This is a genomic window from Kitasatospora sp. NPDC048722 (assembly GCF_040650235.1).
Taxonomy (GTDB): Bacteria; Actinomycetota; Actinomycetes; order Streptomycetales; family Streptomycetaceae; genus Kitasatospora.
Genome location: NZ_JBEZGX010000001.1, coordinates 183128 through 210070 on the forward strand (window position 1 = coordinate 183128; position 26943 = coordinate 210070).

Sequence of the window (26943 nt, forward strand, 5' to 3'; positions counted from 1 at the left end):
CGGTCACGGCGTGGTGGACATCCACCGGTCGCGCAGGCCGACCAGGACGGCGACGGACACCGCGAGCAGCACCAGGGACAGCGCGATCGCCGCCTCCGGGTCGGACTCCATGGCGAGGTAGACGGCCAGCGGCATGGTCTGGGTCTTCCCGGGGAAGTTGCCCGCGAACGTGATCGTCGCGCCGAACTCGCCGAGCGCCCGGGCCCACGCGAGCACGGCCCCGGCGGCGATGCCGGGCGCGATCAGCGGCAGCGTGACACGGCGGAAGGCCGTCAGCCGGGACGCGCCCAGGGTCGCAGCGGCCTCCTCGTAACGGGGGTCGGCGGCGCGCAGCGCGCCCTCGACGCTGATCACCAGGAAAGGCATCGCGACGAACGCCTCGGCGATCACCACGCCGGTGGTGGTGAACGGCAGGGTGATGCCGAACGCCGAGTCCAGCCACGAGCCGACGATCCCGCGCCGCCCGAGGACCAGCAGCAGCGCCACGCCGCCGACCACCGGCGGCAGCACCAGCGGCAGCGTCACCAGCGCCCGGATGACCCGTCGGCCGGGCAGTTCGGTGCGGGCGAGCAGCCACGCCAGCGGGACGCCGAGGACCAGCGACACCGCGGTGGCGAGCGTCGCGCAGATGAGTGACAGCCGCAGGGCGTCCCAGACGGCGGTGCTGGTCAGCTTCTCGGAGAGGGCGCTCCACGGGGCGCGGACCAGCAGGCCGAGGAGCGGGAGGACCAGGAACACCAGCCCGAGCAGCGCCGGGAGCAGCAGTGTGACCGGGACGCGCGGCGCGTGCTGGCGGCGGCGCGGCGCCTTCGGGCCGGGTGGTACGGAGGGCGGGGTGGCAGCGGAGCGGGCGCCGACGGGGGTGTCCCCGTGGCCGGCGCCCGCCCTGGTGCTGTTGTCTCGGCCGCTCACGGTGTCTGGAAGCCCGCCGCGGTCAGCACCTGCTTGCCCTCGGACGACTGCACGTAGGCGACGAACGCGGCGGCGCCGTCCTTGTTCGGGGCCTTGGCCAGGGTGGCGATCGGGTAGTCGTTCACGGCCTTGGCGGCCTCGGGGAAGTCCACGCCGTCGATCTTGCCGGCGTCGGCCTTCACGTCGGTCCGGTAGACGAAGGAGGCGTCGACCTCGCCGAGCTCGACCTTGGTGAGCGCACCCTTGACGTCCTGTTCGAGGGTCACAGGGGTCAGGTTGACGCCGGCGGCCTGCAGCGCCGTCAGGGCGGCCGCGCCGCACGGCACCTCCTTGGCGCACAGCGCGACCTTCACGCCAGAGGCGGTGAGGTCCTTCAGCCCGGTGACGTGCTTGGGGTTGCCCTTGGGCACGGCGATGGTGAGCGTGTTCTTGACGAAGGTGGCCGGCGTGCCGCCCGTGCCGCCCGCGTCCGTCACGGTCTTCATGGTGGCCGGGCTGGCGGCGGCGAACACGTCGGCCGGGGCGCCGGAGTTGATGCTGGTGGCGAGGCTGGAGCTGCCGCCGAAGTTGAACTTGACCTTGGCGCCCGGGTTCGCGGCCTCGAACTTCTTGCCGAGCTCGGTGAAGGTCTCCTTGAGCGAGGCGGCGGCGAAGACGGTGACGTCGCCCGTGGCCTTCGGGACCGAGCCCGTGCTCGCCGCGCCGCCGGCCGCCGCCGAGCCGGTGGATGCCGCCGGGGTCGTCTCCCCGGCCGAGGACTTGCCGCCGTCGCTGCCGCACGCGGTGACCCCGAGGCTGAGGGCGAGGGCCGCGACGGCGGCGACGGCGAGTCTGCGGGTGGTGGTCGTGCGGAAGCCCATCGGTGCTTCCCTTCCTCGGCACGCGCCGGAAGGGGCGCGGGGGTGGGGCCGCAGGTGCGGCCGTTACGGTGATCATAGTGCCGCAAATGCGAGTGGAAAAGCGTCTGTCGCATTGCACAGGCGGGGAGCGGTGAGGGTGTCCGCCCACCTGTGGGAAGGCTCAAACGTGCACGGACGGTGGTGTCGGTGTCGGGGTGGTCCTGGGGGTCCTGGGGCGGACCGGGGGTGCGGTCGCGGACCGGGCGCTGTGGGAGAGCAGCAGGGGAGGTGCGGGGGCGCGCTGAAATTCCGTCGCGCCTGGTGGTCCTAGCCGACAGAGTGGTGGCGGTCCGCACCCGACCGGCCGGCCGGGTGCACCGAGAACCACGGGGAGGAGCCCGTCCATGTCCACGCTGCGCGTCACCGCCGAGAAGCTGATCGTCCTGGAACACCCGAACGCCGACGCCCTGGAGCTCGCCCAGGTCGGGCTCTACCGGGCGGTGGTCGCGAAGGGCGTGTACCGGACCGGCGACTACGCCGTCTACATCCCCGAACAGTCCGTGCTCCCCGAGGAACTGATCGCCGAACTGGGCCTGACCGGCAAGCTGGCCGGCGGCAAGGCGGACCGGGTGAAGGCCGTCCGGCTGCGCGGCGAACTGTCACAGGGCATCGTCTGCCGCCCCGCCTCGCTCGCTGGCACCGACCTGGCCGCCGCGGCGGAGCACGGCGAGGACTTCGCCGAGGCCCTCGGGATCGTGAAGTGGCAGCCGCCGATCCCCACGTCGATGAACGGCGACGTCGTCAGTGCGCCCGACCTCCTGCCCTGGGTGGACATCGAGAACCTCAAGCGCTACCCGGACGTCTTCGAGCCCGGCGAGCCCGTCGTGATCACCGAGAAGCTGCACGGCAGCTGCTGCCTCGTCACCTACACCGCCGCCACCGGCGAGGTGCACGTGTCGTCCAAGGGCATCGGCGCGCAGGGGCTCGCCCTGGCCGAGGACGAGCGCAACCTCTACTGGCGCGCCGTGCGCGCCCACGGCATACCGGACGTGGCCGCTCGGCTGGCCGAGCTGCTCGGTGCCGAGCGCGTCGGCATCTTCGGCGAGGTCTTCGGCGCGGGCGTCCAGGACCTGACGTACGGCGCCTCCGGCCGGAGCCAACTGCCCGGCTACGCCGCGTTCGACGTCTCCGCCGTGGTCGACGGGCAACTGCGCTGGCTGTCCGCGGCCGATCTGCTCGACGGCCGGCTGCCGCTGGCGCCCGAGCTGTGGCGCGGACCGTTCGACCCCGACACGGTGCTGGAGCTCGCCCAGGGAGAGGAGACCGTCTCCGGGCGCGGACTCCACATGCGCGAAGGCGTGGTGATCCGGCCGGTGACCGAGCGCTGGAGCCCGCGGCTCGGGAGCCGGGCGATCGCCAAGGTGGTCGGCGACGCGTACCTGACCCGCAAGGGCGGAACCGAGTACGAGTAGGGGCGGGAGCAGGAGCAGGAGTGGGGGCGGGAGTGGGGCGAGCACGGGGGTGAGCGCGTTCGGGCCGACCGGGCGCGTTCGGTGGGAGCCCGCCCTCGCCGCGCACCCTTCCGCCGGTGATTACCGCTCAGTTAGGTTGTCGGGGCGCCGTGGAGAAGGAGACCCGATGACGATCGCCGCCGCCCCCGCACCTGCCGCCCCCACCCGCTCGATACCCGGACCGCCCGGCCTGCCCCTCGTGGGCTCCGGACTCGACATCGGCCGCCGCCCGCTGCGCACCCTGCGCGACGCCCGGCGCGACTACGGCGACCTGGTCCGCTTCCACGTCGGGCCGATCGGCCTCGGCACGGACCTCTACGCGGTGTTCTCCCCCGAGGGCGCCCAGCAGGTGCTCGGCGGCGAGGCCGCCAACTTCCGCAAGGAGAACGCCTTCTACGACGAGCTGCGGACCAGCGTCGGCAACGGCCTGCTCACCAGCCAGGACGACGACTACCAGCGCCAGCGCAGGCTCGTCCAGCCGCTGTTCACCCGCCGCCGGGTGGACGGCTACGCGGACGCGATCGCGCTGGAGTCCCGGGCCCTCACGGCGCGCTGGCGCGCGGTGCCGGACGGCGTCGTGGACGCGGCGGACGAGATGTCGAGGTTCGCGCTGCGCACGGTGTCGCGGATCCTGTTCGGCGCGGACGTGGAGGAGGCGGTGGCGGTCGTCCACCGCAGCTTCCCGGTGCTCGGCGCCTACGTCCAGGACCGGGGCGTCGCCCCGATCCGGCTGCCGCGCCACTGGCCGACCCCGGGCAACCGGCGGGGCGTCGGGGCCCAGCGGGACCTGTACGCGGTCTGCGACCGGATCATCGCCGATCGGGCGGTGCGCGGTGCCGACCCCGGCGCGGACGACCTGCTGACGCTGCTGGAGCAGGCGCGCGGCGAGGACGGCGAGCAGCTGGACCGGGACGAACTTCGGGACCAGGTCCTGGTGTTCCTGCTCGCCGGGCACGAGACGACGGCGACCTCGCTCGCCTTCGCCCTGCACTTGCTCGCCGGGCACCCGGAGCAGCGCCGGCTCGCGCAGGAGGAGGCGGAGAAGGTGCTCGGCGGTCGGGCGCCGACTGCCGCGGACCTGGAGGAACTGCCCTACATCACGCGGGTGTTGAAGGAGGCGATGCGCCTCTACCCGGCGGCTTCGCTGATCGGGCGGCGCTCGGTGGAGGAGACGGTCATCGGCGGGTACGTCCTGCCGGGGGGCTCGCAGGTACTCGTGGTGCCGTGGGTCACCCACCGGCACCCCGACCACTGGGAGGAGCCGGACCGCTTCGACCCCGACCGCTTCCTGCCGGAGCGGGAGAAGGGGCGGCACCGGTACGCGTGGTTCCCGTTCGGGGGCGGTCCGCGGGCGTGCATCGGGCAGCACTTCTCGATGCTGGAGGCGGTGCTGGCGCTGGGCGTGCTGCTGCGGGACTTCGACCTGGAGGTGGTCGACCACCGGGTGGCGCTCGCCCAGGGGATCACCCTGCGGACGGCGAGCCCGATGCGGATCCGGGTGGCGCCGCGGTGATCCGGTGCGGGTGGCGGGGCAGGGACCGGCGAACAGATGACAGATTTCAACATCTGTCATCTGTCATCTGAAACCTGTTCGCTGTTCGCCGCCCGCTGTTCGTCGCTGCGCACCCGCCCGGTCCACCAGGCTCAACGGTCCCGGGACCCACAACCGATCCATTCGAGCACACGACTCCCGCCTCGCGGGCAGCTTTTCGGATCTTCCGCTGGCCAGTGCCAGTGCTCGGTAGCGTCCCACGCATCCCGGACCGGGGCCGCATGAGCGTCCGGCATATGACAGGGACGGGTCGACCGGAGGTCCCATGGGAAGTGTCAATCACCTCGGCTCCGGCTGGCTGACGCCCACGCTCTCGTACGTCCTGGCATGCGCGGGCGCCGCACTCGGCCTGCGCTGCACCCTGCGCGCCCTCGCCGCGACCGGCGTCGCCCGCCGGAACTGGCTCCTGACGGCCGCCGCCGCGATCGGCTCGGGCATCTGGGCGATGCACTTTGTCGCCATGTCCGGCTTCACCGTCGAGGGCACCGAACTGCGCTACGACGTCCCGCTGACCGTGCTGAGCCTGCTGGTCGCGGTGCTGGTCACCGGCCTCGGCCTCGCCGTCGTCGCCTGCCGCGCTCCCCGCGGACCCGCCCTCCTGGTCGGCGGCCTCATCACCGGCCTCGGCGTCGCCGCGATGCACTACCTCGGCATGGCCGCTGTGCGGATGCGCGCCGGCCTGCGCTACGACTCCGGGACGGTCGCGCTGTCCGCGCTGGTCGCGGTCGGCGCCTCCACCGCCGCGCTCTGGGCCGCCGTCACCATCCGCAACGGTTTCGCGGCGGCAGCGGCCTCGCTGGTCATGGGGCTCGCGGTGAGCTGCATGCACTACACGGGCATGGCCGCCGTCCACGTCCACCCCGAACCCACCCGGACCGGCCCCGGCGGAGCGAGCCCCATGGAGTTCATCTTCCCGCTCGCCGTGGGTCTCGGTTCCTTCCTCTTCCTCGCCGCGGCCTTCGTCGCGCTGTCCCCGCCCGCCCGGGACCGGGCCGGCCGCCGCGCGGCGGGCGAACTCACCATCGAGGAGTTCCCGGCACCTGCCGCGCCCGCGTCCGCTGACCCCCGTCGGCACGACCGGGCGGCCTGAGGGCGCCCGTGTACGGGCGCGGCAGGTGTGCGGGCGGGGTGTCGCCCGGTCGGTGCGGCACCCACGGTCAGACCCGCGCTTCGGGGATCAGCCCCGGCTCTGGAACAGCACGCGGGTCCAGGTCGAGTTCGGGCAGTTGCCCCACACGTCCCACGCCGCCGGCCGCGCGCCGATCCACAGGCCGGTGCTGGACGTGCCGTTGGCGCAGTAGGTGATGGTCCGCAGTTCACCCGAGTAGATGTTGCACTTGCCCTCCCAGCGCCAGCCGTAGTTGGCCGTGATGACGCAGTGGTAGGAGGCGGTGACGGCGTCGGCGGCGGCGGCGTTCGGGCCGGCGGTGATGGTCTGGTCGGCCGCGGCGTCGGCGGTGGCGGGCAGGGTGGTCGTGCCGAGGATGCCGAGGGCGGCGGCGGCCGCGGCCCCGAACGTGGTGATCTTCCTGGCGATGCGACCCGGCATGGTGGTTCTCCTCGCTCGGTCGTTCGAATCGGGCGGAGCGTCCAGGCCGTCCGGAGTCCGGGAGTGCCGGCGGGAGCCGGTTCGAGCCGGTGCGCCGCGGCGAATTCCCGTTCTCCGTGCGGACGATGACGCATTGCACACGATTGAGCGCGTACAGTGAGACGACGAACTATGATGTGAGCTGAGTCACATGTCTGCGCCTGATTGGGGCGGGCTCCAGCTGGGTGTTCGGGTGCCGACTTCCGGGGAGAACGGCATGGCGGAATTGACCGATCGATGTGCCGGCGGACGTGATCTGGGCGGCGAACCGACCGATTTCAACCGGGTGTTCACGGAAATGCTGCCGAGGCTCCACCAGGCGGCCGCCTCGCTCGCCGGGAGCCCGTTCGCGGCGGGTGACATCGTCCACGACGCGTACCTGCGGATCGCCCGGCGCCCGGAGCGGTTCCTCGGCCATCCGCAGCCGTACGCCTACGTGTTCACGACGATGGCGAACATCCTGCGCGACCAGTGGCGGCGGGAGCGGCGCCGGGTGGCGGTGCCCGAACCGGCGGAGCGGGGGCGGGAGCGCGAGCGCGCGGCGGCCGATCCGTCGGGTGGCGGGATGGCCGAGCTCCAGGCGCGGTGGGAGGTGGTCCGGCTGCTGCGCTGTCTGACCGCCAAGCAGGCCAGGGTGGTGGTCCTGGTGGACCTCGACGGCTACAGCGTCGACGAGGCCGCGGAGCTCCTCGGTCTCCACCGCAGCACGCTGGCGGTCACCCGGCGCCGCGCCCATGTGCGCCTGCGCGCCGTCGTCGAGCGCGAGCGGGCGGCTGCGGGCGAGCGCGGCCGCAGGAGCGTCGGCTGTGGCGGTGAGGGCGGTGAGGGCGGTGAGGGCGGTGTGCGCGTTGCCCCGACGCACCGAACTGACGGCAAGTCAGCTGATGTGACGTCCCGGCCCGTACGCTGAAAATCGTGATCACGTACGAGGACCGCCGTCTGCGCGCCCTGGCCGACGAGGGCCGCTGGCCCGAACTGCTGGCCGCCTACCGGCGGGCCCGAGCGGCGGCGGTGGCGCGCTGCGGCGAGCTCTTCGGGGCGGCGGAGGCCGCGCCGCTGGGCCATCTGATCGCGTACGCGGCGCCGCCGGAGGTGGCCGTGCGGTTGTTCGACCGGGACGGTGGACCGGGCGCGGTCGCCGGACCGGGCGACCACGACGCGGGACCGCTGTGGGAGGTGCTGGCGACCCGGCACTCGTGGCTGAGGCTGGCGCCGCTACTCGTCCCGGCGCGCGTGCGGCGGCTGGTCGCGCACACGCGGGTGCTGATCGGGGAGGACCTGTCCTACGGCGCCGAGCCCGATTCGGAGGGCGTGCCGCTGCTGTTGGAGCCGTGGGAGGCGGCGGGGTGGGGCGAGGGGGTGCGGGTCCGCGACTACCTGCCCCGAGGGGGTGCGCGCAGTGCGGTGCTGACGCTGCCGGCCAGCCGGGAGGGCCTCGGGCCCGTGGCGCTGCCCGACCCGGGGCGGCGGCTGCGCGGGCAGCGGGCCACCCGGGTGCTCGCCGAGCTGGTGGACTGGGCGGAGGTGGCCTGTGTGCGCGGGCCGGCGCCGCAGGCGGCCGCCCATCTGGCCCGCAGTGCGCTGGTGACCGGCGGGTACCTGCCGTTCGCGCTCGCCGTGCCCGCGCTGGTGCAGGCGGGGGCGGTCGATCCGGCGCGGGGCACGGCGCACGGGCGGCTCGCGCTGTGGCGGGCGCTGGCGGCGATGGCGGGCGCGGACGGCCCGGACCGGGGCGAGGTGAACGCGCTGGTGGCCCGGATGCGCTGCTTCACGTGGTGCGAGCCGACGGACGGCCTGCGGCACCTGCACCTGGCTCTGGAGGATCCGGCGTGCGGGCTGGCGTGGGCGGTCAGCGGGTCAGAGGAGTTGTGACGGCGGGAGTGGCGGAGGGTGCGCCGGGCGCGCGGTGGCCGGTGGGCGACAGCGGACGGCGAAAGAGTGAACGGCGGACAGCGGACGGCGGACGGCGAACAGATAACAGCTGACAGATAACAGATGTTGAAATCTGTTATCTGTCAGCTGTCGATTGCCGCCGCTCAGCCCTCGGCGGCATCCCCGGCCCGGCGCCGTTCCGGGGGTTGGTCAGGCGGCGCCGGGCCGGGGGAGTCGGGGCGAGGCCGTCAGGCTGCCGTCGTGGCGCCGCTCGTGACCGGGACGCCCTCGGGTGCCGGAGCCGGGCTCACGGCCGCCGGCGCCGCGTCCTGCCCGCCGTGCGTGTCGATGAGCGTCTGCTCGTCGAACGGCAGCTCGCCCGCGAGCACCCGGCGCGCCCGCTCCGCGTCGAACTCGCCCGTCCAGCGCCCGATCAGGACGGTGGCGACCGCGTTGCCCGCGAAGTTCGTCAGCGCCCGGGCCTCCGACATGAACCGGTCGATGCCGACGATCAGCCCGACCCCGTCCACCAGCGCGGGCTTGTGCGACTGCAGTCCGCCGGCCAGGGTGGCGAGCCCGGCACCGGTGACCCCGGCCGCGCCCTTGCTGGCGATCACCATGAAGACCAGAAGCGACAGCTGCTCGCCGATCGACATCGGCTTGTCCATCGCCTCGGAGATGAAGATCGACGCCATGGTGAGGTAGATCGCGGTGCCGTCCAGGTTGAAGCTGTAGCCGGTCGGCACGGTGATGCCGACGACCGGGCGGCTGACGCCCAGATGCTCCATCTTGGCGATGAGGCGCGGAAGCGCGCTCTCGGACGAGGATGTGGAGAGGATCAGCAGGAACTCGCGGCCGAGGTAACGCAGCAGCGCGAACACGTTGACCCCGGCGACCAGCCGCAGCAGCGCGCCGAGCACCACCACGACGAACAGGGCGCAGGTGACGTAGAAGCCGATCATGATGACGGCGAGGCTCTTGAGCGCCGCCGTGCCGGTCGCCCCGACCACGCCCGCCATGGCGCCGAACGCGCCGATCGGCGCGACCCACATGATCATCGCCATGACCCGGAACACCAGTCGCTGGACGTGCTCGACGCCGCGGAGCACCGGGGCGCCGGCCGGTCCCATCGCCTGCAGGGCGAAGCCGACGAGCAGTGCGACCAGCAGGGTCTGCAGCACCTTGCCCTCGGTGAGGGCCGAGACCAGGGTGTTCGGGATCATGCCGAGCAGGAAGTCGGAGGTGGACTGCGCGCCGCCGGCCGCCGCCTGCGCGTGGCCTGACTTGGCCAGCGCGGCGGTGAGGTGCAGGCCGCTGCCGGGCTCCAGGAGGTTGCCGACCACGAGCCCGATCGCGAGGGCGACCGTCGACATGGCGAGGAAGTAGCCGATGGCCAGTCCGCCGACCTTGCCGACCTTGGCGGCCTTGGTGACCGAGCCGATGCCGAGCACGATGGTGCAGAAGATGACCGGACTGATCATCATTTTGATCAGGTTGACGAAGCCCGTCCCGATCGGCTTCAGCCCGACCGCGAACTCCGGGGCGGCGAGGCCGACCACCACGCCGGCGAGCACGGCGGCGATGACGGCGAGGTAGAGGTAGTGGGTGCGGTCCCGCTTCGAGGCGGGAGGCTGCGCGGCCCCCTCCGTGCGGTGCCCGTCCGGCTCCTCCTCGCGTCTGCCCCCCGACGGCTTTGCGGCTCCAGTGATCGACATCTGCGGCTCCTTCGCCCTGCAGTCCTGGCGGCCCCGGGTGGTGGGCCGCTCCGACTATCAGGCCCGGGAGTGACGGGGGTCACGTTTGCGTTCATAGAGTTCATAGCCGCAGTCACACCCGCAGTCGCCCCGGGCCCGCGCGTCCCGGGCCCACAGTCGCCCCGGGCCCGCACCGCACCCGTCCCGGGCCCGCCGCGGGGCGCGCGCACCCCCGGGACGCGCGGACCCGTGGTGCACACTGGCAGGCATGTCCGTGCGCACCCCCACCGCCACCGCGCCGCGCCGGCTGCTCCCCGACCCGCGCCGCCTGGTCCGCAGCCTGGCCGGACAGCTGTTCGCCGTCCAGGTCGTCATCGTGGCCGCCGTGGTGGCGGGCGGTGCCGTCCTCGCGTACCTGTTCACCGCCGACCGCACCGAGGAGGCGGCCCGCCGCGAGGTGACCGCCGTCGCCCACGCGGTCGCCGACTCGCCGACCGTCCGCGCCGCCGTCACCGGGCCCGACCCGACCGCCGTCCTCCAGCCATACGCCGAGCAGGTCCGCGTCGACACCGGGGTCTCGTTCATCACCGTCATGAACACCGACGGCGTGCGCTGGACCCACCCCCTGCCGGAGCAGATCGGCAAGCGCTTCCTCGGCCACATCGACTGGGCGCTCGCCGGGCAGACCCGCAGCGAGACGTACACCGGCACGCTCGGCCCGTCGGTGCGGGTGGTCACGCCGGTCCTGGACGAGCAGCACCGGGTGATCGCGCTCGTGAGCGCGGGCATCACACTGGAGAGCATCTCCGAGCAGCTGACCGGCCCACTGCTGGCGCTGGTCGGGGTGGCGTTGGCCGCGCTCGCGGTCGGCGGGGTCGGCACGTACCTCGCCAACTCCCGTCTGCGCAGGCACACCCACGGCATGGGCCCGGCCGAGCTCAGCCACCTCTACGAGTACCACCAGGCGACCCTGCACTCGGTGCGCGAGGGCCTGGTCCTGCTCGACCGCGCCCACCGGGTGGTGCTGTGCAACGACGCCGCCCGCGAACTCCTGGGCCTGGAAGGGGTGGTGGAGGGACGTCCGGTCGCCGGGCTCGGCCTTCCGGAGGCGCTCGTCGCGGCCGTGCTGGGCGACGGTCCGGTCCGCGACGAGGTGCACCTGACCGCCGAACGGGTCGTCGTGCTCAACACGTCCACCATCGGTACCGGTCTCGGCCGCGTCGTCACCCTTCGCGACCACACCGAACTGCAGTCGCTCAGTGGCGAGTTGGACTCCGTGCGTGGCTTCACCGAGGCGCTCGGCGCACAGGCCCACGAAGCCGCCAACCGGCTGCACGCCGTCGTCTCGCTCATCGAACTCGGACGCCACGAACAGGCGGTGGAGTTCGCGACCGCCGAACTCGCCCTCGCCCAGCAGCTCACCGACCGGGTCGTCGCAGCCGTCAGCGAACCCGTCCTGGCCGCGCTGCTGCTCGGCAAGGCCGCCCAGGCGGCCGAGCGCGGAGTGGAACTGACCCTCGCCGAGGATAGCCGCATCGACGACGGCGTCCTGCCGCCGGACCTCTCCGCCCGCGACCTCATCACCGTCCTCGGCAACCTGATCGACAACGCCGTGGACGCCGCGATCGCCGGCGCCGCCGACAGCCCCGCCCCGCCGGAGGTCACCGTGACGGCGCGGATCGACGACGCGGACGACCACCTGGTGCTGCGCGTCGCCGACACCGGGGCGGGCATCGACCCGGCCGCCGTCGAGGACGTGTTCCGGCGCGGCTGGAGCACCAAGCAGGACGGCCGCGGCCACGGCCTCGGACTGGCCCTCGTCGCGCAGGCCGCGCGGCGCAACGGCGGCACCGTCGAGGTCGGCCGCGACCGCGGCGCGGTGCTCACCGTCCGGCTGCCCCTCGCCGGGAAGACCGGCGAAGCTGGGACGGCAGGCGCAGCGGGGAAGACCGGCGGAGCGAGGACGGCCGGCGGCGCCGGCAAGGCGGAGAGAACGGCGGAGGTGGTCTCGTGACCGCGGGCTTCGGGTCGCCGGACGCCTCCGGGGCCGCCGCCCCGGCCGGCGCGCCCGGCATCCCGGTGCTGATCGTCGAGGACGACCCCGTCGCCGCCGCCGCGCACACCCTCTACGTCGGGCGCGAGCCCGGCTTCCGCGCCGTCGGTACGGTCCACAGCTGCGCCGACGCGCTGCGCTTCCTGGAGCGCGCCCGCGCCGCCGGGACCCCCGTCGGACTCACCCTGCTCGACCTCTACCTGCCGGACGGCCACGGCCTCCAGCTCTGCCGCACGCTGCGCGCCGCCGGCCACACCACCGACATCATCGCGGTGACCTCGGCCCGCGACCTCGCCATGGTCCGGCAGGCGGTCTCGGCGGGGGTCGTCCAGTACCTGCTGAAGCCGTTCAGCGCCGCCGCCCTGCACGACCGCCTCGAACGCTACGCCCGCTACCGCGACAGCCTCGGCCGCACCGGCGAGGCGACCGGCCAGGACGAGGTCGACCAGGCGCTCGCCCTGCTCCGCACGCCCGAGCGGAACGCCCTGCCGAAGGGACTCAGTGCGCCGACCCTCGACACCGTCGCGGGCGTGCTGCGCGAGGCCGCGACCGGGCTGTCGGCCGCCGCGGCGGGCGCTGCGGCCGGGGTCTCGCGGATCACCGCGCGCAGGTACCTCGAACACCTCGTCGACACCGGGCTCGCCGTGCGCGAGCCGCAGTACGGGAGCGTCGGGCGGCCGGAGCTCTGCTACCGCTGGAAGGCGGGGGACGGGTCGGCCGGGCGCCGCGCGTGAGGCTGTGGAGGCCCTGGCGCGCGGAGCCCCAGAGAGTCGGCGGCGCGATCCCCGAAAATATTCCGCCGTGCGGCCGTGACCGTTGGCCCGGACGCTCGTTGGTGAAGACGGGGAGGTTCACCCGGTCGGGTGGTTCCGGGTACCCCTGACCGTCCGGCCAGGTCGCGGGCGATAAAGTTAGGCTTACCTAACTTCTCCTGGGGGTACGTCTTGTCGCTCGCCGCCATTCCCGCCCAGGCGCCCGGCGAGGCCGTCCTGCGCCGCCAGCGCGTCCGCGAGTCCTCCGCCCGGACGTACGCCCGCTCGTTCCCCATCGTCCCGGTCCGGGCGAACGGCATGACCGTCGAGGGCGCGGACGGGCGGCGCTACCTCGACTGCCTCTCCGGCGCCGGGACGCTCGCCCTCGGGCACAACCACCCGGTGGTGCTGGAGGCGATCCGCCGCACCCTCGACAGCGGCGCGCCGCTGCACCTGCTCGACCTCGCCACCGCGGAGAAGGACGACTTCACCACCGCCCTGTTCGAGAGCCTGCCCCCGGAGTTCGCCGCCCGCGCCCGGGTGCACTTCTGCGGTCCGGCCGGGACGGACGCCGTCGAGGCCGCGCTCAAGCTGATGCAGACCGCCACCGGCCGCGCAGGCGCCCTCGCCTTCACCGGCGCCTACCACGGCATGACCGCCGGCGCCCTCGCCCTCACCGGCAACACCGCCGTCAAGGAGCCCCTGCCGAGCGGCGGGGACGTCGTCCGGCTGCCCTACCCGTACGGCTACCGCTGCCCGTTCGGCGTCGGCGGCGACGCGGGCGCCGACCTCTCCGCCACCTACGTCGAACGGCTGCTGGACGACCCGTCCGGCGGCGTCACCACCCCCGCCGCCATGGTCCTGGAGGCCGTCCAGGGCGAGGGCGGCGTCGTGCCCGCACCCGACGGCTGGCTGCGCGCGATGCGCCGCATCACCGCCGAGCGCGGCATCCCGCTGATCGTCGACGAGGTGCAGACCGGCGTCGGCCGCACCGGGCGGATGTGGGCCGTCGAGCACAGCGGCGTCGTCCCGGACGCCATGGTGCTCTCCAAGGCCATCGGCGGCAGCCTCCCGCTCGCCGTCGTCGTCTACCGCGAGGACTACGACGGCTGGCGGCCCGGCGCCCACACCGGCACCTTCCGCGGCAACACCCTCGCCATGGCCGCCGGTGCCGCCACCCTCCGGTACGTCGCCGCCCACGGCCTCGCCGAGCGCGCCACCGTCGTCGGCGACCGGTTGACGACACGGCTGCGCGACCTCGCCGCCGAACTGCCCGCCATCGGTGACGTCCGCGGGCGCGGCCTGATGCTCGGCGTCGAACTCGTCGACGCCACGGCCGAGCCCGACGCGTGCGGCGCGCGCCCGGCCGACCCGGCGTTCGCCGTCCGGGTCCGTGAGGCCTGCCTGGAACGCGGCCTGATCGTCGAACTCGGCGGGCGCCACGACGCCGTCCTGCGGCTCCTCCCGCCGCTCACCATCACGGACGAACAGGCCGCCGCGGTGTTCGACCGGCTCGCCGACGCGATCGCCTCGGCGAGTTCGGCGGCGCCCTCGTCCGCAGCGGCGGGACCGGCGGGATGGGCGGGACCGGCAGGGCCGGCGGGATGGGCGGGACCGGCAGGACCGGCAGGACCGGCGGGTTTGAGCAGGTCGGCGGGATCGTCCGCGTCGGGCCGGGACGGTGCGGTGGCGGCCCGGGGCGCCGAGAGCGTACGGGAGGGCAGGTGAGCGGCGGCGCGGGGGCCGGCTCCGGGCCCGCGCACGACCGGGAACCGGGGGACGAGAGTACGTACCAGCCCCAGCGCGGGCGCGGGGCCCGGCGCGATGACGCGTCCTGCCGCGAACCCGATCACGAACTCCCCGGCGCGGATTCCCCGTTGGACGCCCTCGCGGGCGGCGCCGGCGGACCGGGCGCGCTCGGCCCCCTGCTCGCCACCGTCCTCGACGCCCTCGGCGCCGGCACCGGCCTGCGCGCCGGACCGCTAGCCGCCGGAAGCCCCGCCGAGCTCACCGCCCTCGTCGCCGACGGCCTCTCCGGTGCCCACGGCCGCGGCGCCCTCGCCCGCCTCACCGAACTCCTCGCCTACGGCGCCGCCGACCCGGCCGACCCCGCCTGCGCCGCCCACCTGCACTGCCCGCCGCTCGCCGTCGCGGCCGCCGCCGACCTCGCCGTCAGCGCCCTCAACCCCTCCCAGGACTCCTGGGACCAGGCCCCCGCCGCCACCGCCCTCGAAACCGCGATCCTCGCCGAACTCGCCGCCCTCGTCGGCTACGACCCCGCCCGCGCCGCGGGCGTCCTCACCTCCGGCGGTACCGAGTCCAACCTCATGGGCCTCATGCTGGCCCGCGACCAACGCCTGGACGGCATCGTCGAGTTGGACGGCATCCCGGCCGGCGCCAGCCCGCGCATCATCGCCTCCCAGGCCGCCCACTTCTCCGTCCAGCGCGCCGCCGCCCTGCTCGGCCTCGGCGAACGGTCCGTTGTCCCCGTCCCCGTCGACCGCCAACTCCGCATGGAGCCGGAAGCGTTGGAACGCGCCCTGGCCGAGACCGCCTGGGCCGGACACACCCCGATCGCCGTCGTCGCCACCGCGGGCACCACCGACACCGGCGCGATCGACCCGCTGCACGCGGCCGCCGACCTCGCCGCACGCCACGGCTCCTGGCTGCACGTCGACGCCGCGTACGGCGGCGGCGCCCTCCTCTCCGACCGCCTCGCCCCCCTCCTCGACGGCATCGCCCGCGCCGACTCCGTCTCCCTCGACTGGCACAAGCTCGGCTGGCAACCCGCCGCCGCCGGCGTCTTCCTGGTCCGCCGGGCCGAGACCTACGTCTCCCTCGCCCGCCGCGCCGAGTACCTCAACCCCGTCGACGACGAACACGCCGGCTACCCCAGCCTCCTCGGCCGCTCGCTGCGCACCACCCGCCGCGCCGACGCCTTCAAGATCGCCGTCACGCTGCGCACCCTCGGCCGGGACGGGCTCGGCCGGCTCGTCGACGCCTGCCACGACCTCGCCCGTACCGCCGCCGAGGTCGTCCGCGCCGAACCGTCCCTGGAGCTCCACGGCGAGCCCCTCCTCACGACTGTCCTGTTCCGCTTCCGCCCGCGCGGTCTCACGGGCGGCGAGGCGATCGACGAACTCAACGGGCAGCTGCGCCGGTTGCTGCTGCGCAGCGGACGGGCCGTGGTCGGCCGCACCGAACTGCCGGGGGAGGGCCCCGGAAGGGTGCGGCTGAAGCTGACGCTCCTCAACCCCCACACCACGCCGGGGGAGGTCGGCGCCCTGCTGCGCGAGGTGGTCAAGGCGGGCCGCAAGGTCGCCGGGGAACGGCCCGGCTAGGTCACCGGGGGCACGGGCCGGCTCGGGGCGGGCACTCCGGTCCGGTCGAGCCGGTCGAGCCGGTCGGCGTGGCGGGGCCGAGGGGGCGGCGATTCCAAAACAAATCCCTTTTTCCGTCGCCGCGTTGGAGGAAGCCACACTGGTGTGAGAGGCTGTCCGGGCGATATTCGCCGACCTCCGCCATATCTTCGTGGACACACTCCGGATGGCTGTACAGGCTGATTTCGGCCGACCGCTGATCACATTTCGCCAACCCCTGTGCAGGGCTTGCGGGGATCCCGAACGGCGACGGTAACTTCGGGTGGTCGCCGCCCCACAATGCGCACACGGCATCTCGGGTCAGGCCGCCTGACCAGGCGCGCATCCTCCACTGCGACGGGTCCACCCGCACCTAGGGGTGAACTCCGCCTACCCGCCGTGCACTTCTGTGAACCGCGGTAATTCCCCCCTGAAAACGGTCCTGTGACGATCGCTGTGAAGCGGAGGCAAGGCATGCGTGAATCCCTCCCGGACGAAGCCCCGATAACCGCCGGAGCCGGTGGGTGCCTGGCCGGATTCCCGGCCGCGTACGAGGCGTTGCCGTACTCATCCCGGTGCCGCGAGATCTGGCGCCGCGGAGAGCACCTGCTCATCGGGGTCAGCCCGGGCAACAGCTATTTCAGCCACCGCAGGATCGCCGAACTCCTCGGATGGGGGCGTCGGTTCTTCGATCGAACCGACATCGTCTACGCCGACCTGCACGTCAGCGCCCAGTTCGAGTCCTTCGGCTACACCCCCGAGCACGCCGGGCGCCGAGCGCTCAAGGAGATCAAGGCGACGGCCCGGCGGATCGAGCGCGGGGTCGAGGAGGCCGGGCGCCGGGACGAGGTCCGGGTGCACGCCCTCTCCTCCTTCACCGGCGACCCCGTGTACCAGCGACTGCACGGGCAGATCGTCGACGCCCTCCATGCCGACCGGGCCTTCCGCGACGCGGCGGAGGGCATGGCCCGGGGTTTCCTGGCGGCCCGGCTGGACGAGGGACTCGCGCCCAGCGAGCCCCAACTCGCCGCCGGAATGCGGTACATCTCCGCCGAGCTGCCGTTCTTCCTGGACACCCCGGCCCTGCTGGGCGTGCCCTCGTCCGTCATCTGCTACCACATGCAACTCCCGCTCACCCCCGTCCTGTTCGGCCGGGACGAGGGCCTGCGCGCCATGCCCGGCCAGGGCTACGCGGTGATCCGCCCGGCCGCGACGCGGACCGGCATCGCGTCCGAGGTCGCGTCCGAGGTCGCGTCCGACGCCGGGTCCGATGGTGTTCCCGGTGCCTCACTCGACGCCGAGCGCACGCTGTCCGCGCGCGCCGCGTGACCGACCCCAAGCCGCTCGAACCATCTCTCCGAGGAGCCACACCCATGACCGTCACCGACCCGGTGACCACCGCGCCCGCCACGTCGAACGGCGCACCGCAGGGCGCCACGTGCCCGTACGCCGAATTTCCGCTCCCGCGCCGGGGCGACGTCTTCCCGGCCGAGGCGGCCGTGCTGCGCGAGGAGCGGCCGATCGCCAAGGTCCGTACCCTGACCGACGACCCGGCCTGGCTGGTCAGCAGTTACGCGCTCGCCAAGCAGGTGCTGGAGGACGAGCGGTTCAGCCTCAAGGACACCGCCAACCCCGGTGTCCCGCGCCAGTACGCGCTGACCATCCCGCCCGAGGTGGTCAACAACATGGGCAACATCAACAGCGCCGGGCTGCGCAACGCCGTCATGAAGACGCTCTCCCCGCGCGCCGACCGCGAACTCGACGGCTGGCTCCGGGCCGAGGCCCACCGGCTGATCGACGGGCTCGTCACCCAGGGCGCCCCCGGTGAACTCCGGGACGGCTTCACCGAGCCCTACTCGGCGGCCCTGCACTGCCGCCTGCTCGGCATCCCCAGCGACGACTGGCGGCGGCTGATGGCCGGCATCGACGTCGCCTTCATCACCAGCCCGACGCCGTTCGCGGGCGCGACTCCCAACTGGTACAAGGACCTCGGCTACATGGTCGGGCAGCTCAACGCGGACCCGGAGCCGGCGGAGGGCCTGCTCGGACGGTTCGCCGAACTGCGCCGTTCCCCGGACGTCTCGGACCGCGTCAGCGACGAACTGTTCGCCACCGTCGCGCTGTCGCTCTTCGGTGCGGGCGCCGTCTCGACGTCGTCCTTCCTGCTCAACGCGATCGTCTACCTGTGCGAGCAGCCCGAACTCGCCGACCGGCTGCGGGCCGAGCCCGCGCTGATCGGAGCCGCGGTGGACGAGCTGCTGCGGGTCAACCTGTCGATCGGCGATGCCCTGCCGCGCCTCGCGCTCGAGGACGTTCAGGTGGGGGACGTGGAGGTGAAGGCCGGCGAGCTGGTGCTCATCCTGGTCGAGGGCGCCAACTACGACCCGGCGGTCTTCCCGGACCCGGAGCGGATCGACTTCGGCCGGACGAGCAACCCGCACCTCGCGTTCGGGGCGGGCCGCCACTTCTGCCCGGCCTCGGCGCTCGGCCGCACGCATGCCGAGATCGCGATCACGGCGCTCGTCGAGCGCCTGCCCGCCCTGCGGCTCGCACTTCCGGCCGAGCAGTTGGCGTGGCGGCCGGGGTTCATCAAGCGGCTGCCGGAACGGCTTCCGGTCGTGTGGTGACCGGTCGCGTGATGAGCGGCCTTGTGGTGAGCGGCCTTCGGCGGCCTTCCGCGGCTTTCGGAGAGGGGAGGAGAGCGGGGCTCAGTCGGCCATGAGGATGCCGCGGGCCAGCTCCCAGGTCTCCGGGTCGGCGGCGACCAGCAGGCCGTCCTCGCAGCCGGGGGCCTCGGGGCGGTAGGTGCTGCCGTCCATGCGGGCGGCGACGCCGCCGGCCTCGGCGAGCAGCAGGCCGCCGGGGGCGTGGTCCCAGGGGAGGGTGCGCCAGTAGAAGACGAAGTCGGTGTGGCCGTCGGCGACGTCGGGGTACTCGATGCCGGCGGCATTGCGGCCGGGGGAGAGCTCGCCGAAGGCGGCGGCGTTGGCTTCGAGGCGGCGGCGGTGGTCGGGGTCGAGGAAGCGGCTTTTCACGATGCCGCGCAGCTTGGCGGGGTCGTGGGGGGCCGGTGCGCGGGTGAGGCGGACGTCGTCGCGCCAGGCGCCGGCGCCCAGTTCGGCGCGGTAGGCGGTGGCGGTGGACGGCTGCCAGATCCAGGAAGCGACGGTCCGGCCGCTGCGGACGAGGGAGCACATGACGGCGTAGTCGGGGCGGCCCGCGACGAAGTTGGAGGTGCCGTCGACGGGGTCCACCAGCCAGACGGCGGGCTCGGAGCGCAGGGCGTGGGCGAGCGAGGGGTCGGCGGCGACGGCCTCCTCGCCGACCACGGGGACGGGCAGGAGCTCGCGCAGCCGCCGTTCGATGATCGCCTCGGCCTCGCGGTCGGCGATCGTCACGATTTCGCCGGGAGCCTTCTCCATCACCTCGCCGGCCGCGAGCGCGCGGAAACGCGGCTCCACCGCCTCGGCCGAAGCCTCGGCGAGAATCTCCGCCACCCTGTCCATCAGCACGTCCGCGCTCCCTTCGCTGCCTACCACTTTCGCACGACCGTGCGGGGGTGACCTGCGGGGGTGACGACTGACAGCTGACAGATGACAGATTTCGAAATCTGTCAGCTGTCATCTGTTCGTCGTCGGTTCTCTTCCGTCGGCGTCCGGTGCCGTGCCGCGGTCCGGGTCCGCGGGAAGCCTCGGGACGTCGGTCAGTGGCCCAGGTAGTGGAAGCCCGGATAGGGGTGCATCAGGAACTCGTGGTGCGAGATGTTCCATGCGTACGCGCCCGCCATCGCGAACAGCACCCGGTCCGCCGGCCGCAGGCCGTCGGCGCCCTCGGCTGCACGCGCGAGGACGTCCTTCGGGGTGCAGAGCTGGCCGGCCAGCGTGGCGCGGCCGGTCTTCACCGCGGGACGCGGCCACGGGTGCGGCCACGCCTCCACCGCCAGGACCTCGAACGGCTGAGAGTGTCCGCGCGTGGCCGGGGTCCGAAGATGGTGGGTGCCGCCACGGACGACCGCGAAGTCCTCGCCGTGGCTGGTCTTCACGTCCAGCACCTCGGTCGCGTACCAGCCGCAGTACGCCGTGAGCGCGCGGCCGGGCTCGATCCGCAGGGTCAGGCCGGGGTGGGCGTCGAGCAGCTTGGCGAGCCCTTCGCCGAAGGCGGTCCAGTCGAAACGGTGGCCCGGATCGTCGTAGTCGACGGCCATGCCGCCGCCGACGTTGACCTCGTCCAGCGGGAAGCCGTGCCGTTCGGCCAGAGCGGCCGACCACTCCACGATCCCTTCCGCGAGCGCGAGGTGTTCGGCTGCGGCCAGACCGCTGGCGAGGTGGGCGTGCACCCCGCGCAGGCGCAGCCGCCGGCCGATCGGGCCGTCGCCGGTGAGGAGGCGGACGCATTCCTCGGCGCGGTCCGGGTCGAGTCCGAACGGTGTCGGCCGTCCGCCCATCGCGAGCGCCACGGCGTCCAACGTGCCCGTCCCGACGGGTAGGTTGACGCGCAGCAGCACGTCGACCACCGTGCCGGGCCGGTCCGCGAGGACGGCGGCCAGCCGCTGGAGTTCCTGCTCGCTCTCGATGTGCCAGCGGTGCACGCCCGCGTCGACGGCGGCCACGATTTCGGCAGGGGTCTTCCCGGGCCCGCCGAAGGCGAGGGCAGCGCCGGGCACGGCTGCCCGCACGTGCGCCAACTCGCCTCCGCTGGAGACCTCGTAGCCGTCGACGGCCTCGCGGATTGCGGCCAGTACCGGAGCCTCCGGGTTGGCCTTGGCGGCGTAGTACAGCTCGACCCGCTCCGGCAGCGCGGCCCGCACGGCCGCGGCGTGGTCGCGCAGTGCGGCCAGGTCGTAGACGTAGGCGGGGAGTTCGTCGGGGGTGAGCTCGGCGACGTGCCGGCGGACGGACTCGGTCATCGGGCGCTCCCAACGGGGACGGTGAAGGGCATCCGGGCGGCTTCCGCGAGCACGGACCCGGCGAGCGGCGACGGCAGCCGGACGTATCCGGCCTCGCGGTCGGCCTTGCGCTCCCAGCGGGTCAGCAGGTTGGCCTTGGCGGGCAGCGGGACGCCTGCGAGCAGTGCGCGCAGGCGCGGCGGGCGGCCGTGGGCGGCCGCGTACTCCTCCAGGGTGTCCCGGACCGTCTGCCAGAGGGCGCCCTCCAGCTCCGGGTGACGGTCGGCGAGCGCGGCGAGCAGCTCGGCGACGTGGTTGACCAGGAGGCAGTAGACGACCCGGTCCCAGCCGCGCTCGGCGTCGTACGTCATCGGTCCGGCGACCTCGGGCGGCAGGGCCGCGAGCAGGGCGGCGTTCTGCTCGGGGACGAGCTTGGTGCCCTCCAGGTCGCGGAAGAGCACCTGGGTCGGGTGCCCGGCGGTGTCGACGCCGATGAGGACGTTCTGCAGGTGCGGTTCGAGGACGACGCCGTGGTCGAAGTAGGCAGCCAGCACCGGCGGGATGAGCAGGCGCAGATAGGCGTGCCACCAGTCGAGGGCCTCGCGGCCGTCCGGACTTCCGTCCAGCAGCTGTGAGATGTGTGCGGAGCTCGTCGGATGTTCGTCGGCGACGGCCGCCGCGAGCAGCGGCGTGACGCCGGGCCGCAGCACGCCGCCGAGGCCCTCGCGGACGATGAGTCCGAAGCCCTCGAACAGCGACTGGTCCGGTCGGCCGTCCGCACCGGGCAACGCCAGTGTGCGGTAGGCGGGTTCGCGCAGCATCGCGGCGCCGGGGAAGCGCCGGGCGAGGTCGGTGAGCGCGGGGGCGAGCACCCGGGTGAGCGTGACGGCGCCGGCCAGCTCGTACGCGGCGTTCTTGCGCAGACAGTTGGTGATCCGGACGTTGAGACTGAACTTGAGGAACGCGTCCGCGCCGTAGAGCGTGCGAACCGAGGCGGTGGCGGCGAACTCCTCGCCGCGCGGGCCGAGGTCGAGCACATCGCCGCTGGCCAGGGCCCCACGCAACAGCGGGTGATCGCCGATGAGCTGGTACTGCCACGGGTGGGCGGGCAGCAGGCGGTAACCGGCCGGCACCTCGCCGAGCCCGTCGAGCAGCGCGGTCGAGGCGGCGTCGAGCGAGTGTCCGGCCACGAGTTCCTCGCGGACGGCCAGGTGGCGCAGCTGGAACGCGGCGCGCGACTCCGGGGCGTAGTCGCGCCACTCGCCCCGGGCGGCCGAGCGGGACTTGGGGGCCGGGTGGAAGCGGTGCCCGAACAGCAGGGCCTGCTCGGAGTCGAGGTAGCGGTCCCGTCCGCCGGGCGGCCTGTGCGCCAGGCCCGCGCGGACGCCTTCGTGGCTGGAGGCGACCTGGTCGGTGAACTCCTCGTTCACCGTGCCGGTGCGAAGTTCGAGTTCGCCCTGGACGTGCTCGGCGAGCTCGCGCCAGTCCAACTCCTCCCAGCCGCTGCGGCGTTCGATCTCGACCGGGCCGGTGAAGCGGTGCGCGCCGAGCAAGGAGGTGCGGCGCAGGGCGGCCCGCAGGAGGACGCCCCGGCGGGGGAGGCGGATCTGGAGGCGGTTGTCGGTGACGGCGGTCTGGTGCTCGGGGGCGGAGACCTCGCGCAGCAGGCAGTTGAGCAGGGTGTGGGCCACCGCGTCGTCGGCGGTGGGCAGTTCGTGGGTCATCGGCGACTCCAGCGCTGACGGGCGGACGGGACGGTGAGTGCGGTGGCCGCGAGGGCGGCGAGCAGGGCGGCGGCGGTGCCGGCGACCACGGGGGCGGCGGCGCCGAACCGGTCGTTGGCCAGCGCGGCGACGGCACCGGCGGCGACGGCGCCGCCCTTGGAGACGAGTTCGAGGGTGCCGAACATCCGGCCGGGCTGGCGGCCCTCGGCGGCTCCGGCGGCCAGGACGGCGAGGCTGACCAGGCCGAGTGTCAGCCCGGCGCCGAGCAGGAGCCGCACGGCGACGAACACCGGCAGTGAGTAGGCGACGGCGTGTCCGGCGAGGCCGACGGTGACGCAGGCGAAGCCGAGTGCGATCCCCGTGTGCGGGCGGGTGTGGAAGACGGTGTGGGTGCGGGCCGCGAACACCAGGTAGCACAGGTGCGGCAGGGCGAAGAGCACGCCGGTGGTGGTGCCCGAGACGCCCGGCAGGCGCTGCTGGGCCAGCGTGATCAGGTAGGGGAAGGAGATGACGGTGGCGAAGACGAAGGTGAACTCGAAGGCGTAGAGCGGCCGGAGGGAGACCGGCGCGCTGCGTTCGGCCTCGGCCGCAGGGGCGCCGGCCGTGGCCACGTCGGCACGGCGGGTGGCCTTGGGCTCGGGCAGCATCGACAGCAACAGCGCCGCGGCGAGCGGGAGTACGGCCATCACCAGGTACTGGCGGTGCGGGTCGATCCACGGGGACAGCGCGCCGACCAGGATCGGGGCGGCCACGAGTGCCGCTCGCGCGCTGCCCTGCATCAGGGTGAGCGCCCGGGACAGCCGGGGGCCGCCGAGCGCGGCGGCGAGGTAGCCGTTGGTGGCCGCGAAGGTGCCGCCGAGGAAGCCCTGGAGGACGAGCGCGACGGTGAACGCGGGCAGGCTGTCGGCGGCACCGGCGAGCAGGAACGAGACGGTGAGCCCGAGTTGGGCGCGCAGCAGCAGGCGCTTGCGGCCGAACCGGTCGGCGAGCCGGCCCCACAGCGGAGCGCCGAGTGCGCTGAACACGGTCGGCACGATGTAGAGCACGCCGGCCCAGCGGGCCTGTGCGTCGCCGAGTGTGGGCAGGATCGCGGTCAGGTAGGGCGGCAGGCCGAGCGCGGCGAAGGAGGCGACGAAGTAGCAGGCCGCGACGGCGTGCACCTGACGGCGGCCGAGTCCGTCGGAGCCGCCGGCCTCGACGGGCCTCCGCCGCGGCAGGGCCTCCACGTCCGCGGTCATCGCGGGAGGCCGTTCACCAGGAGGTAGTTGGGGCCGCTCGTGTAGTGCTTGTTGATGTCGGCGGCACCCGAGCGCTGCTTGGTGAGCAGAGTACCGGCGGTGACCATGGCCTTGACCGGCAGCCGTTCGGCGTCCAGCAGGCTCGTGCGCAGCGGCGCGCCTACCGGTCCGAGGCGGTCGACGGCTTCGGCGAGACGCTTGCGCAACAGGGCGAGCACGTCGCCGAGTTCGGCGCGGCCGTGGTCGGCGAGGCCGAAGGCGAGGGAGGCGGTGCAGAGGTGGCCGGTGATGGTGGTGAACAGGTCGGTCAGCGCCCGGTCGTCCTCGCCGAAGATCCGTGCGTCGTCGAACTCCTCGGAAGATGGGGCGAGTTCGCCGAGTGTGGCCGTCAGACGGCCGGTGTGGACACGCGGGCCGTCGTCGTCCTTGTAGAGGAGGCGCAGGCCGTCCTCGTCCAGGACGAGGGAGGTGTTCTGCTGGTGCGACTCCAGCGCGATGCCGTAGCCGAACAGCGTGGTCTGCCAGTCGATCAGCAGCGCCAGCAGGTCGTCGTAGAGGGCGACCGGGTCGCCGCCGTAGAAGCGGTCGGCGAGGTGGTCGATGACGAGCCGGCCGCCGGGCGCAGGTGCCAGCAGGGAGGCGAGCGGGACGGTGACGGCCTGGCCGAGCCCGGCCGGGTAGCGGCGCAGCAGCACGGCGAGCAGTTCGTGCCCGGCGTGGGCGTAGGTCTGCTCGTCGGCGTGCAGGATCCGGCCCGTGAAGCGCGGTTCGCGGGCCAGCACGGCCTCGATCAGGCGCTGTCCGGCGGCGCCGTCGACCAGGGTGCCGGGCTTGATGGTGCGGCGGTTGAGCCGGCCCAGGCTGGCGGTGGCGAGCGGGAGTTTGAGGTGGCAGGCGGGGTCGTCGGCGACGGCGACGGTGCGCATGGAGAGCGTGGGCACGACCGTCAGGTACGGGCGGTCGGCGAGTATCGCGCGACCGGCCAGGCCGGTCGCCGCGAGGGCCTCGTCGAGCGGGGCGCCGACGGTGAGCGGGTGCACGGGAAGGGTGGTCCAGCCGTCGCCGGGGCAGGCGTCGCCGAGGCCGAGCCAGGCCGGGGTGGGCCACCAGCTGGGGAGCGGCTCGGCGCCGTGGGCGGTGACGGCGGCGGTGGGAACGGCCAGCCAGCGCAGCTCGAAGGCGGGGTGGAACTCCGGCGCGAAGGCGCGCAGTTCGGCCTCGCCGAGACCGGCCCGGCCGCGTGCGGTCGGGTAGACCGGGTGGTCGAGGTAGGCGGCGAGGGTGTCGTGGCCGAGGCTCGCGGCGGCGCCGTTCCAGGCAGCCGGGTCGGCGCCGTAGAGGTCGGTGAGCCGTGCGTGCACCTCGGGTCGGACCTGCTCGTGGAGTTCCATGGTGATGAGGGTCTGGCGGCACTCCTCGGCGAGAGCGGTCCAGCCGGGCCGGTCCTCGAGGTCGGCCAGCTCGGTGAGGTTCGCCACGATGGCTTCCGGGTCGGTGAGTCGGCGACCGGCGAGGTCGACGAGGGGCAGGCGCGCCGCGTACTCGGACTGGAATCCCTCGGGGGCGACGGGCACGGCGAGCTCGGCGTCGCAGAGGACGAGCCAGGGGCCGTCCGCCCGGTGTTCGACCGCGCCGTGGGTGCGCAGGCCGAGGACGTCCTCGCGCACGAGGGCGGAGAGCACGCGAAGGGTGAGCTGCTCGGCGGCGGTCACGGGGCGATCTCCCAGCGGTTGGCGGCGAGGAAACGGGCGACGGCGGCGTCGACGGCGCCCTGGTCCTCGCCGAGGGCCCAGATGACGCCCAGGTAGTCGCGGTTGGTGCGGTAGTGCTCGTGCCGCTCGCCGAGCGGGCGCAGCGGGCGGTAGGCGAGCCGGACGCCGTCGCGCTCCTCGTCGTACGGGGCGGGGGCGGCGGTGAGGACACCGGCGCGGTCGGCGCAGACCACCTCGTTGCGGGCGCGGCGCGGAGTGGCGGCGCACAAATCCGCCAGGCCGGAAGGGAGTTCGCGGCCGAGGTGGACGCTCAGGATGTGCTCGAAGAGCGGGATCCCGAGGATCTCGGCGAGCATGAGGTCGCACTGGTCGCCGATGGCACGGTAGTTGACCTCGATGATCCGGGCACGGCCGTCCGGCTGGACGACGAACTCGGTGTGGCAGGCGCCGAGTCCGACGCCGAGCGCGTCGAGTTGGGCGAGGACCTGGCCGACGACGGCCGCGGGGTGGGCGGGGACGAACTCCAGGACCTCCTCGATGAAGTCCGGGGGAGGCGAGAGCCGGGTGCGGAAGCCGCCGAGGACGTGGCGGGTGCGGCCGTCGCCGAGCGTCTCCAGGGTGCAGAGCGGTCCGTCCAGGAACTCCTCGACGACCAGCGTGGTGCCGGCCCTGCGGTGCTGGATCTCCTTGCAGCGCAGGGCGAGTTCGGCGGCGTCGGCGACGAGCGTGACGTCCTCGCTGGCGACTCCCTCGCGCGGCTTGACGACGCACGGGAACGGCGGGTCCAGCTCGGCCGGGTCCTGGTCGGGGGCCAGCTCGGCGGACCAGACGGTGTCCTGGCCGGTGAGGGCGAGGTGGCGGCGCAGCTGACCCTTGTCCTTGGCCCGCAGCGCGGCCTTCCAGTCCTTGGCCGGCAGACCGAAGTACTCGGCGGCGAGGGCCGTTTGGGTCTGGAGGTGGTCGCTGTTGCTGAACACCGCGTCCGGCGCGTGGTGGCGGGAGATCAGGCTGACCACGGCGCGGAAGTCCCGGACGTCGCACTCCAGTACCTCGGGTGCGGCGAACGGCAGGGAGGCGTAGGCCCGCCGGTGGGGTTCGGCGCAGTCGGTGAGCACTGTGACGTCGAGCCCGAGCCGGGCGGCGGCGGGCAGGAAACCGGAGGTGACCGAGTCGGTGGGGTTGAGGGCGAGCAGGTAGAGCCGCATGGCGTGGAGGTCCTCGCTGGGGTGGTGGCGGGCGAGTGGCGGCGGAC

21 protein-coding genes are annotated in these 26943 nt (G+C 73.8%); 11 read left to right on the forward strand and 10 right to left on the reverse strand.

All coding sequences use genetic code 11. From position 1 onward, the window contains the following. Positions 1–3 precede the first annotated feature (3 nt). The gene (locus tag AB0C76_RS00790) at positions 4–912 is read right to left on the reverse strand and encodes an ABC transporter permease (protein WP_359957493.1); all 909 of its coding nucleotides are present in this window, start codon (positions 910–912) and stop codon (positions 4–6) included. Beyond that, positions 909–1772 carry a molybdate ABC transporter substrate-binding protein gene (gene modA, locus AB0C76_RS00795; protein ID WP_359957496.1) on the reverse strand — a complete coding sequence of 288 codons (864 nt, stop codon included), beginning with the start codon at positions 1770–1772 and terminating at the stop codon, positions 909–911. The genes AB0C76_RS00790 and modA overlap by 4 nt, the downstream gene beginning before the upstream one ends. A 383-nt stretch (positions 1773–2155) precedes the next feature. Between modA and AB0C76_RS00800 the strand changes: the two genes are divergently transcribed. The 3 genes from AB0C76_RS00800 to AB0C76_RS00810 all read left to right on the forward strand — a co-directional run bounded on the left by AB0C76_RS00800 (position 2156) and on the right by AB0C76_RS00810 (position 5904). Beyond that, positions 2156–3223 carry an RNA ligase (ATP) gene (locus tag AB0C76_RS00800; protein ID WP_359957499.1) on the forward strand — a complete coding sequence of 356 codons (1068 nt, stop codon included), beginning with the start codon at positions 2156–2158 and terminating at the stop codon, positions 3221–3223. Positions 3224–3389: 166 nt separating this feature from the next. Next, entirely contained in the window at positions 3390–4775 is a 1386-nt protein-coding gene (locus AB0C76_RS00805; protein WP_359957502.1) for a cytochrome P450, read from the forward strand. A gap of 304 nt (positions 4776–5079) precedes the next feature. Beyond that, on the forward strand, positions 5080–5904 hold the full coding sequence (locus AB0C76_RS00810; RefSeq protein WP_359957505.1) for an MHYT domain-containing protein: 825 nt from the start codon (positions 5080–5082) through the stop codon (positions 5902–5904). An 87-nt stretch (positions 5905–5991) separates the two neighbouring features. Here the strand turns inward: AB0C76_RS00810 and AB0C76_RS00815 are convergent, their stop codons facing one another. After that, a complete protein-coding gene (locus AB0C76_RS00815; RefSeq protein ID WP_359957507.1) occupies positions 5992–6363 on the reverse strand; it encodes a hypothetical protein in 372 nt (123 codons plus the stop codon). A gap of 256 nt (positions 6364–6619) precedes the next feature. Between AB0C76_RS00815 and AB0C76_RS00820 the strand changes: the two genes are divergently transcribed. After that, on the forward strand, positions 6620–7312 hold the full coding sequence (locus tag AB0C76_RS00820) for an RNA polymerase sigma factor (protein ID WP_359957510.1): 693 nt from the start codon (positions 6620–6622) through the stop codon (positions 7310–7312). Positions 7313–7317: 5 nt separating this feature from the next. Next, entirely contained in the window at positions 7318–8274 is a 957-nt protein-coding gene (locus AB0C76_RS00825; protein WP_359957513.1) for a hypothetical protein, read from the forward strand. A gap of 248 nt (positions 8275–8522) precedes the next feature. Here AB0C76_RS00825 and AB0C76_RS00830 read toward each other — a convergent pair whose 3' ends face one another. Further along, on the reverse strand, positions 8523–9989 hold the full coding sequence (locus tag AB0C76_RS00830; RefSeq protein ID WP_359957516.1) for a cation:dicarboxylase symporter family transporter: 1467 nt from the start codon (positions 9987–9989) through the stop codon (positions 8523–8525). A 247-nt stretch (positions 9990–10236) separates the two neighbouring features. Here AB0C76_RS00830 and AB0C76_RS00835 point away from each other — a divergent pair, with 247 nt between their 5' ends. From AB0C76_RS00835 to AB0C76_RS00860, 6 genes are all read left to right on the forward strand, one after another. Further along, a complete protein-coding gene (locus AB0C76_RS00835; RefSeq protein ID WP_359957519.1) occupies positions 10237–11982 on the forward strand; it encodes a sensor histidine kinase in 1746 nt (581 codons plus the stop codon). Between the two features lie 59 nt (positions 11983–12041). Next, positions 12042–12755 (forward strand): response regulator, encoded by a 714-nt coding sequence (locus tag AB0C76_RS00840; RefSeq protein WP_359958079.1) that lies wholly within the window; start codon positions 12042–12044, stop codon positions 12753–12755. 210 nt (positions 12756–12965) lie between these two features. Continuing rightward, positions 12966–14501 (forward strand): diaminobutyrate--2-oxoglutarate transaminase family protein, encoded by a 1536-nt coding sequence (locus AB0C76_RS00845; protein WP_359957522.1) that lies wholly within the window; start codon positions 12966–12968, stop codon positions 14499–14501. Between the two features lie 149 nt (positions 14502–14650). Beyond that, positions 14651–16114 carry a pyridoxal-dependent decarboxylase gene (locus tag AB0C76_RS00850; protein WP_359957525.1) on the forward strand — a complete coding sequence of 488 codons (1464 nt, stop codon included), beginning with the start codon at positions 14651–14653 and terminating at the stop codon, positions 16112–16114. Between the two features lie 492 nt (positions 16115–16606). After that, positions 16607–17461 (forward strand): tRNA-dependent cyclodipeptide synthase, encoded by an 855-nt coding sequence (locus AB0C76_RS00855; RefSeq protein WP_359957528.1) that lies wholly within the window; start codon positions 16607–16609, stop codon positions 17459–17461. Positions 17462–17505: 44 nt separating this feature from the next. Beyond that, positions 17506–18759, forward strand: coding sequence for a cytochrome P450 (locus AB0C76_RS00860; RefSeq protein WP_359957530.1), 1254 nt, complete (start codon positions 17506–17508; stop codon positions 18757–18759). Positions 18760–18840: 81 nt separating this feature from the next. Here AB0C76_RS00860 and AB0C76_RS00865 read toward each other — a convergent pair whose 3' ends face one another. The 6 genes from AB0C76_RS00865 to AB0C76_RS00890 all read right to left on the reverse strand — a co-directional run bounded on the left by AB0C76_RS00865 (position 18841) and on the right by AB0C76_RS00890 (position 26896). Further along, on the reverse strand, positions 18841–19638 hold the full coding sequence (locus tag AB0C76_RS00865) for an inositol monophosphatase (protein ID WP_359958082.1): 798 nt from the start codon (positions 19636–19638) through the stop codon (positions 18841–18843). Between the two features lie 197 nt (positions 19639–19835). Next, on the reverse strand, positions 19836–21038 hold the full coding sequence (locus AB0C76_RS00870; RefSeq protein WP_359957532.1) for a type III PLP-dependent enzyme: 1203 nt from the start codon (positions 21036–21038) through the stop codon (positions 19836–19838). Next, positions 21035–22741 carry an IucA/IucC family protein gene (locus tag AB0C76_RS00875; protein ID WP_359957534.1) on the reverse strand — a complete coding sequence of 569 codons (1707 nt, stop codon included), beginning with the start codon at positions 22739–22741 and terminating at the stop codon, positions 21035–21037. Before AB0C76_RS00875 ends, AB0C76_RS00870 begins: the two co-directional genes overlap by 4 nt. Beyond that, positions 22738–23979, reverse strand: coding sequence for an MFS transporter (locus AB0C76_RS00880; protein ID WP_359957537.1), 1242 nt, complete (start codon positions 23977–23979; stop codon positions 22738–22740). The genes AB0C76_RS00875 and AB0C76_RS00880 overlap by 4 nt, the downstream gene beginning before the upstream one ends. Continuing rightward, positions 23976–25691: an IucA/IucC family protein gene (locus tag AB0C76_RS00885; RefSeq protein ID WP_359957539.1), complete on the reverse strand. Its 1716-nt coding sequence runs from the start codon at positions 25689–25691 to the stop codon at positions 23976–23978. Before AB0C76_RS00885 ends, AB0C76_RS00880 begins: the two co-directional genes overlap by 4 nt. Next, complete coding sequence (locus AB0C76_RS00890; protein ID WP_359957541.1) at positions 25688–26896, reverse strand: ATP-grasp domain-containing protein; 1209 nt, start codon at positions 26894–26896, stop codon at positions 25688–25690. Before AB0C76_RS00890 ends, AB0C76_RS00885 begins: the two co-directional genes overlap by 4 nt. Positions 26897–26943 lie beyond the last annotated feature (47 nt).

Bases quoted from the DNA above. Each gene is read 5' to 3' on its own strand.
- AB0C76_RS00890 (WP_359957541.1), bottom strand. From the start codon at position 26,896: ATGCGGCTCTACCTGCTCGCCCTCAACCCCACCGACTCGGTCACCTCC.
- AB0C76_RS00880 (WP_359957537.1), bottom strand. From the start codon at position 23,979: ATGACCGCGGACGTGGAGGCCCTGCCGCGGCGGAGGCCCGTCGAGGCC.
- AB0C76_RS00815 (WP_359957507.1), bottom strand. From the start codon at position 6,363: ATGCCGGGTCGCATCGCCAGGAAGATCACCACGTTCGGGGCCGCGGCC.
- AB0C76_RS00830 (WP_359957516.1), bottom strand. From the start codon at position 9,989: ATGTCGATCACTGGAGCCGCAAAGCCGTCGGGGGGCAGACGCGAGGAG.
- AB0C76_RS00835 (WP_359957519.1), top strand. From the start codon at position 10,237: ATGTCCGTGCGCACCCCCACCGCCACCGCGCCGCGCCGGCTGCTCCCC.
- AB0C76_RS00875 (WP_359957534.1), bottom strand. From the start codon at position 22,741: ATGACCCACGAACTGCCCACCGCCGACGACGCGGTGGCCCACACCCTG.
- AB0C76_RS00860 (WP_359957530.1), top strand. From the start codon at position 17,506: ATGACCGTCACCGACCCGGTGACCACCGCGCCCGCCACGTCGAACGGC.
- AB0C76_RS00855 (WP_359957528.1), top strand. From the start codon at position 16,607: ATGCGTGAATCCCTCCCGGACGAAGCCCCGATAACCGCCGGAGCCGGT.
- AB0C76_RS00810 (WP_359957505.1), top strand. From the start codon at position 5,080: ATGGGAAGTGTCAATCACCTCGGCTCCGGCTGGCTGACGCCCACGCTC.
- modA (WP_359957496.1), bottom strand. From the start codon at position 1,772: ATGGGCTTCCGCACGACCACCACCCGCAGACTCGCCGTCGCCGCCGTC.
- AB0C76_RS00870 (WP_359957532.1), bottom strand. From the start codon at position 21,038: ATGACCGAGTCCGTCCGCCGGCACGTCGCCGAGCTCACCCCCGACGAA.
- AB0C76_RS00800 (WP_359957499.1), top strand. From the start codon at position 2,156: ATGTCCACGCTGCGCGTCACCGCCGAGAAGCTGATCGTCCTGGAACAC.
- AB0C76_RS00865 (WP_359958082.1), bottom strand. From the start codon at position 19,638: ATGGACAGGGTGGCGGAGATTCTCGCCGAGGCTTCGGCCGAGGCGGTG.
- AB0C76_RS00820 (WP_359957510.1), top strand. From the start codon at position 6,620: ATGGCGGAATTGACCGATCGATGTGCCGGCGGACGTGATCTGGGCGGC.
- AB0C76_RS00805 (WP_359957502.1), top strand. From the start codon at position 3,390: ATGACGATCGCCGCCGCCCCCGCACCTGCCGCCCCCACCCGCTCGATA.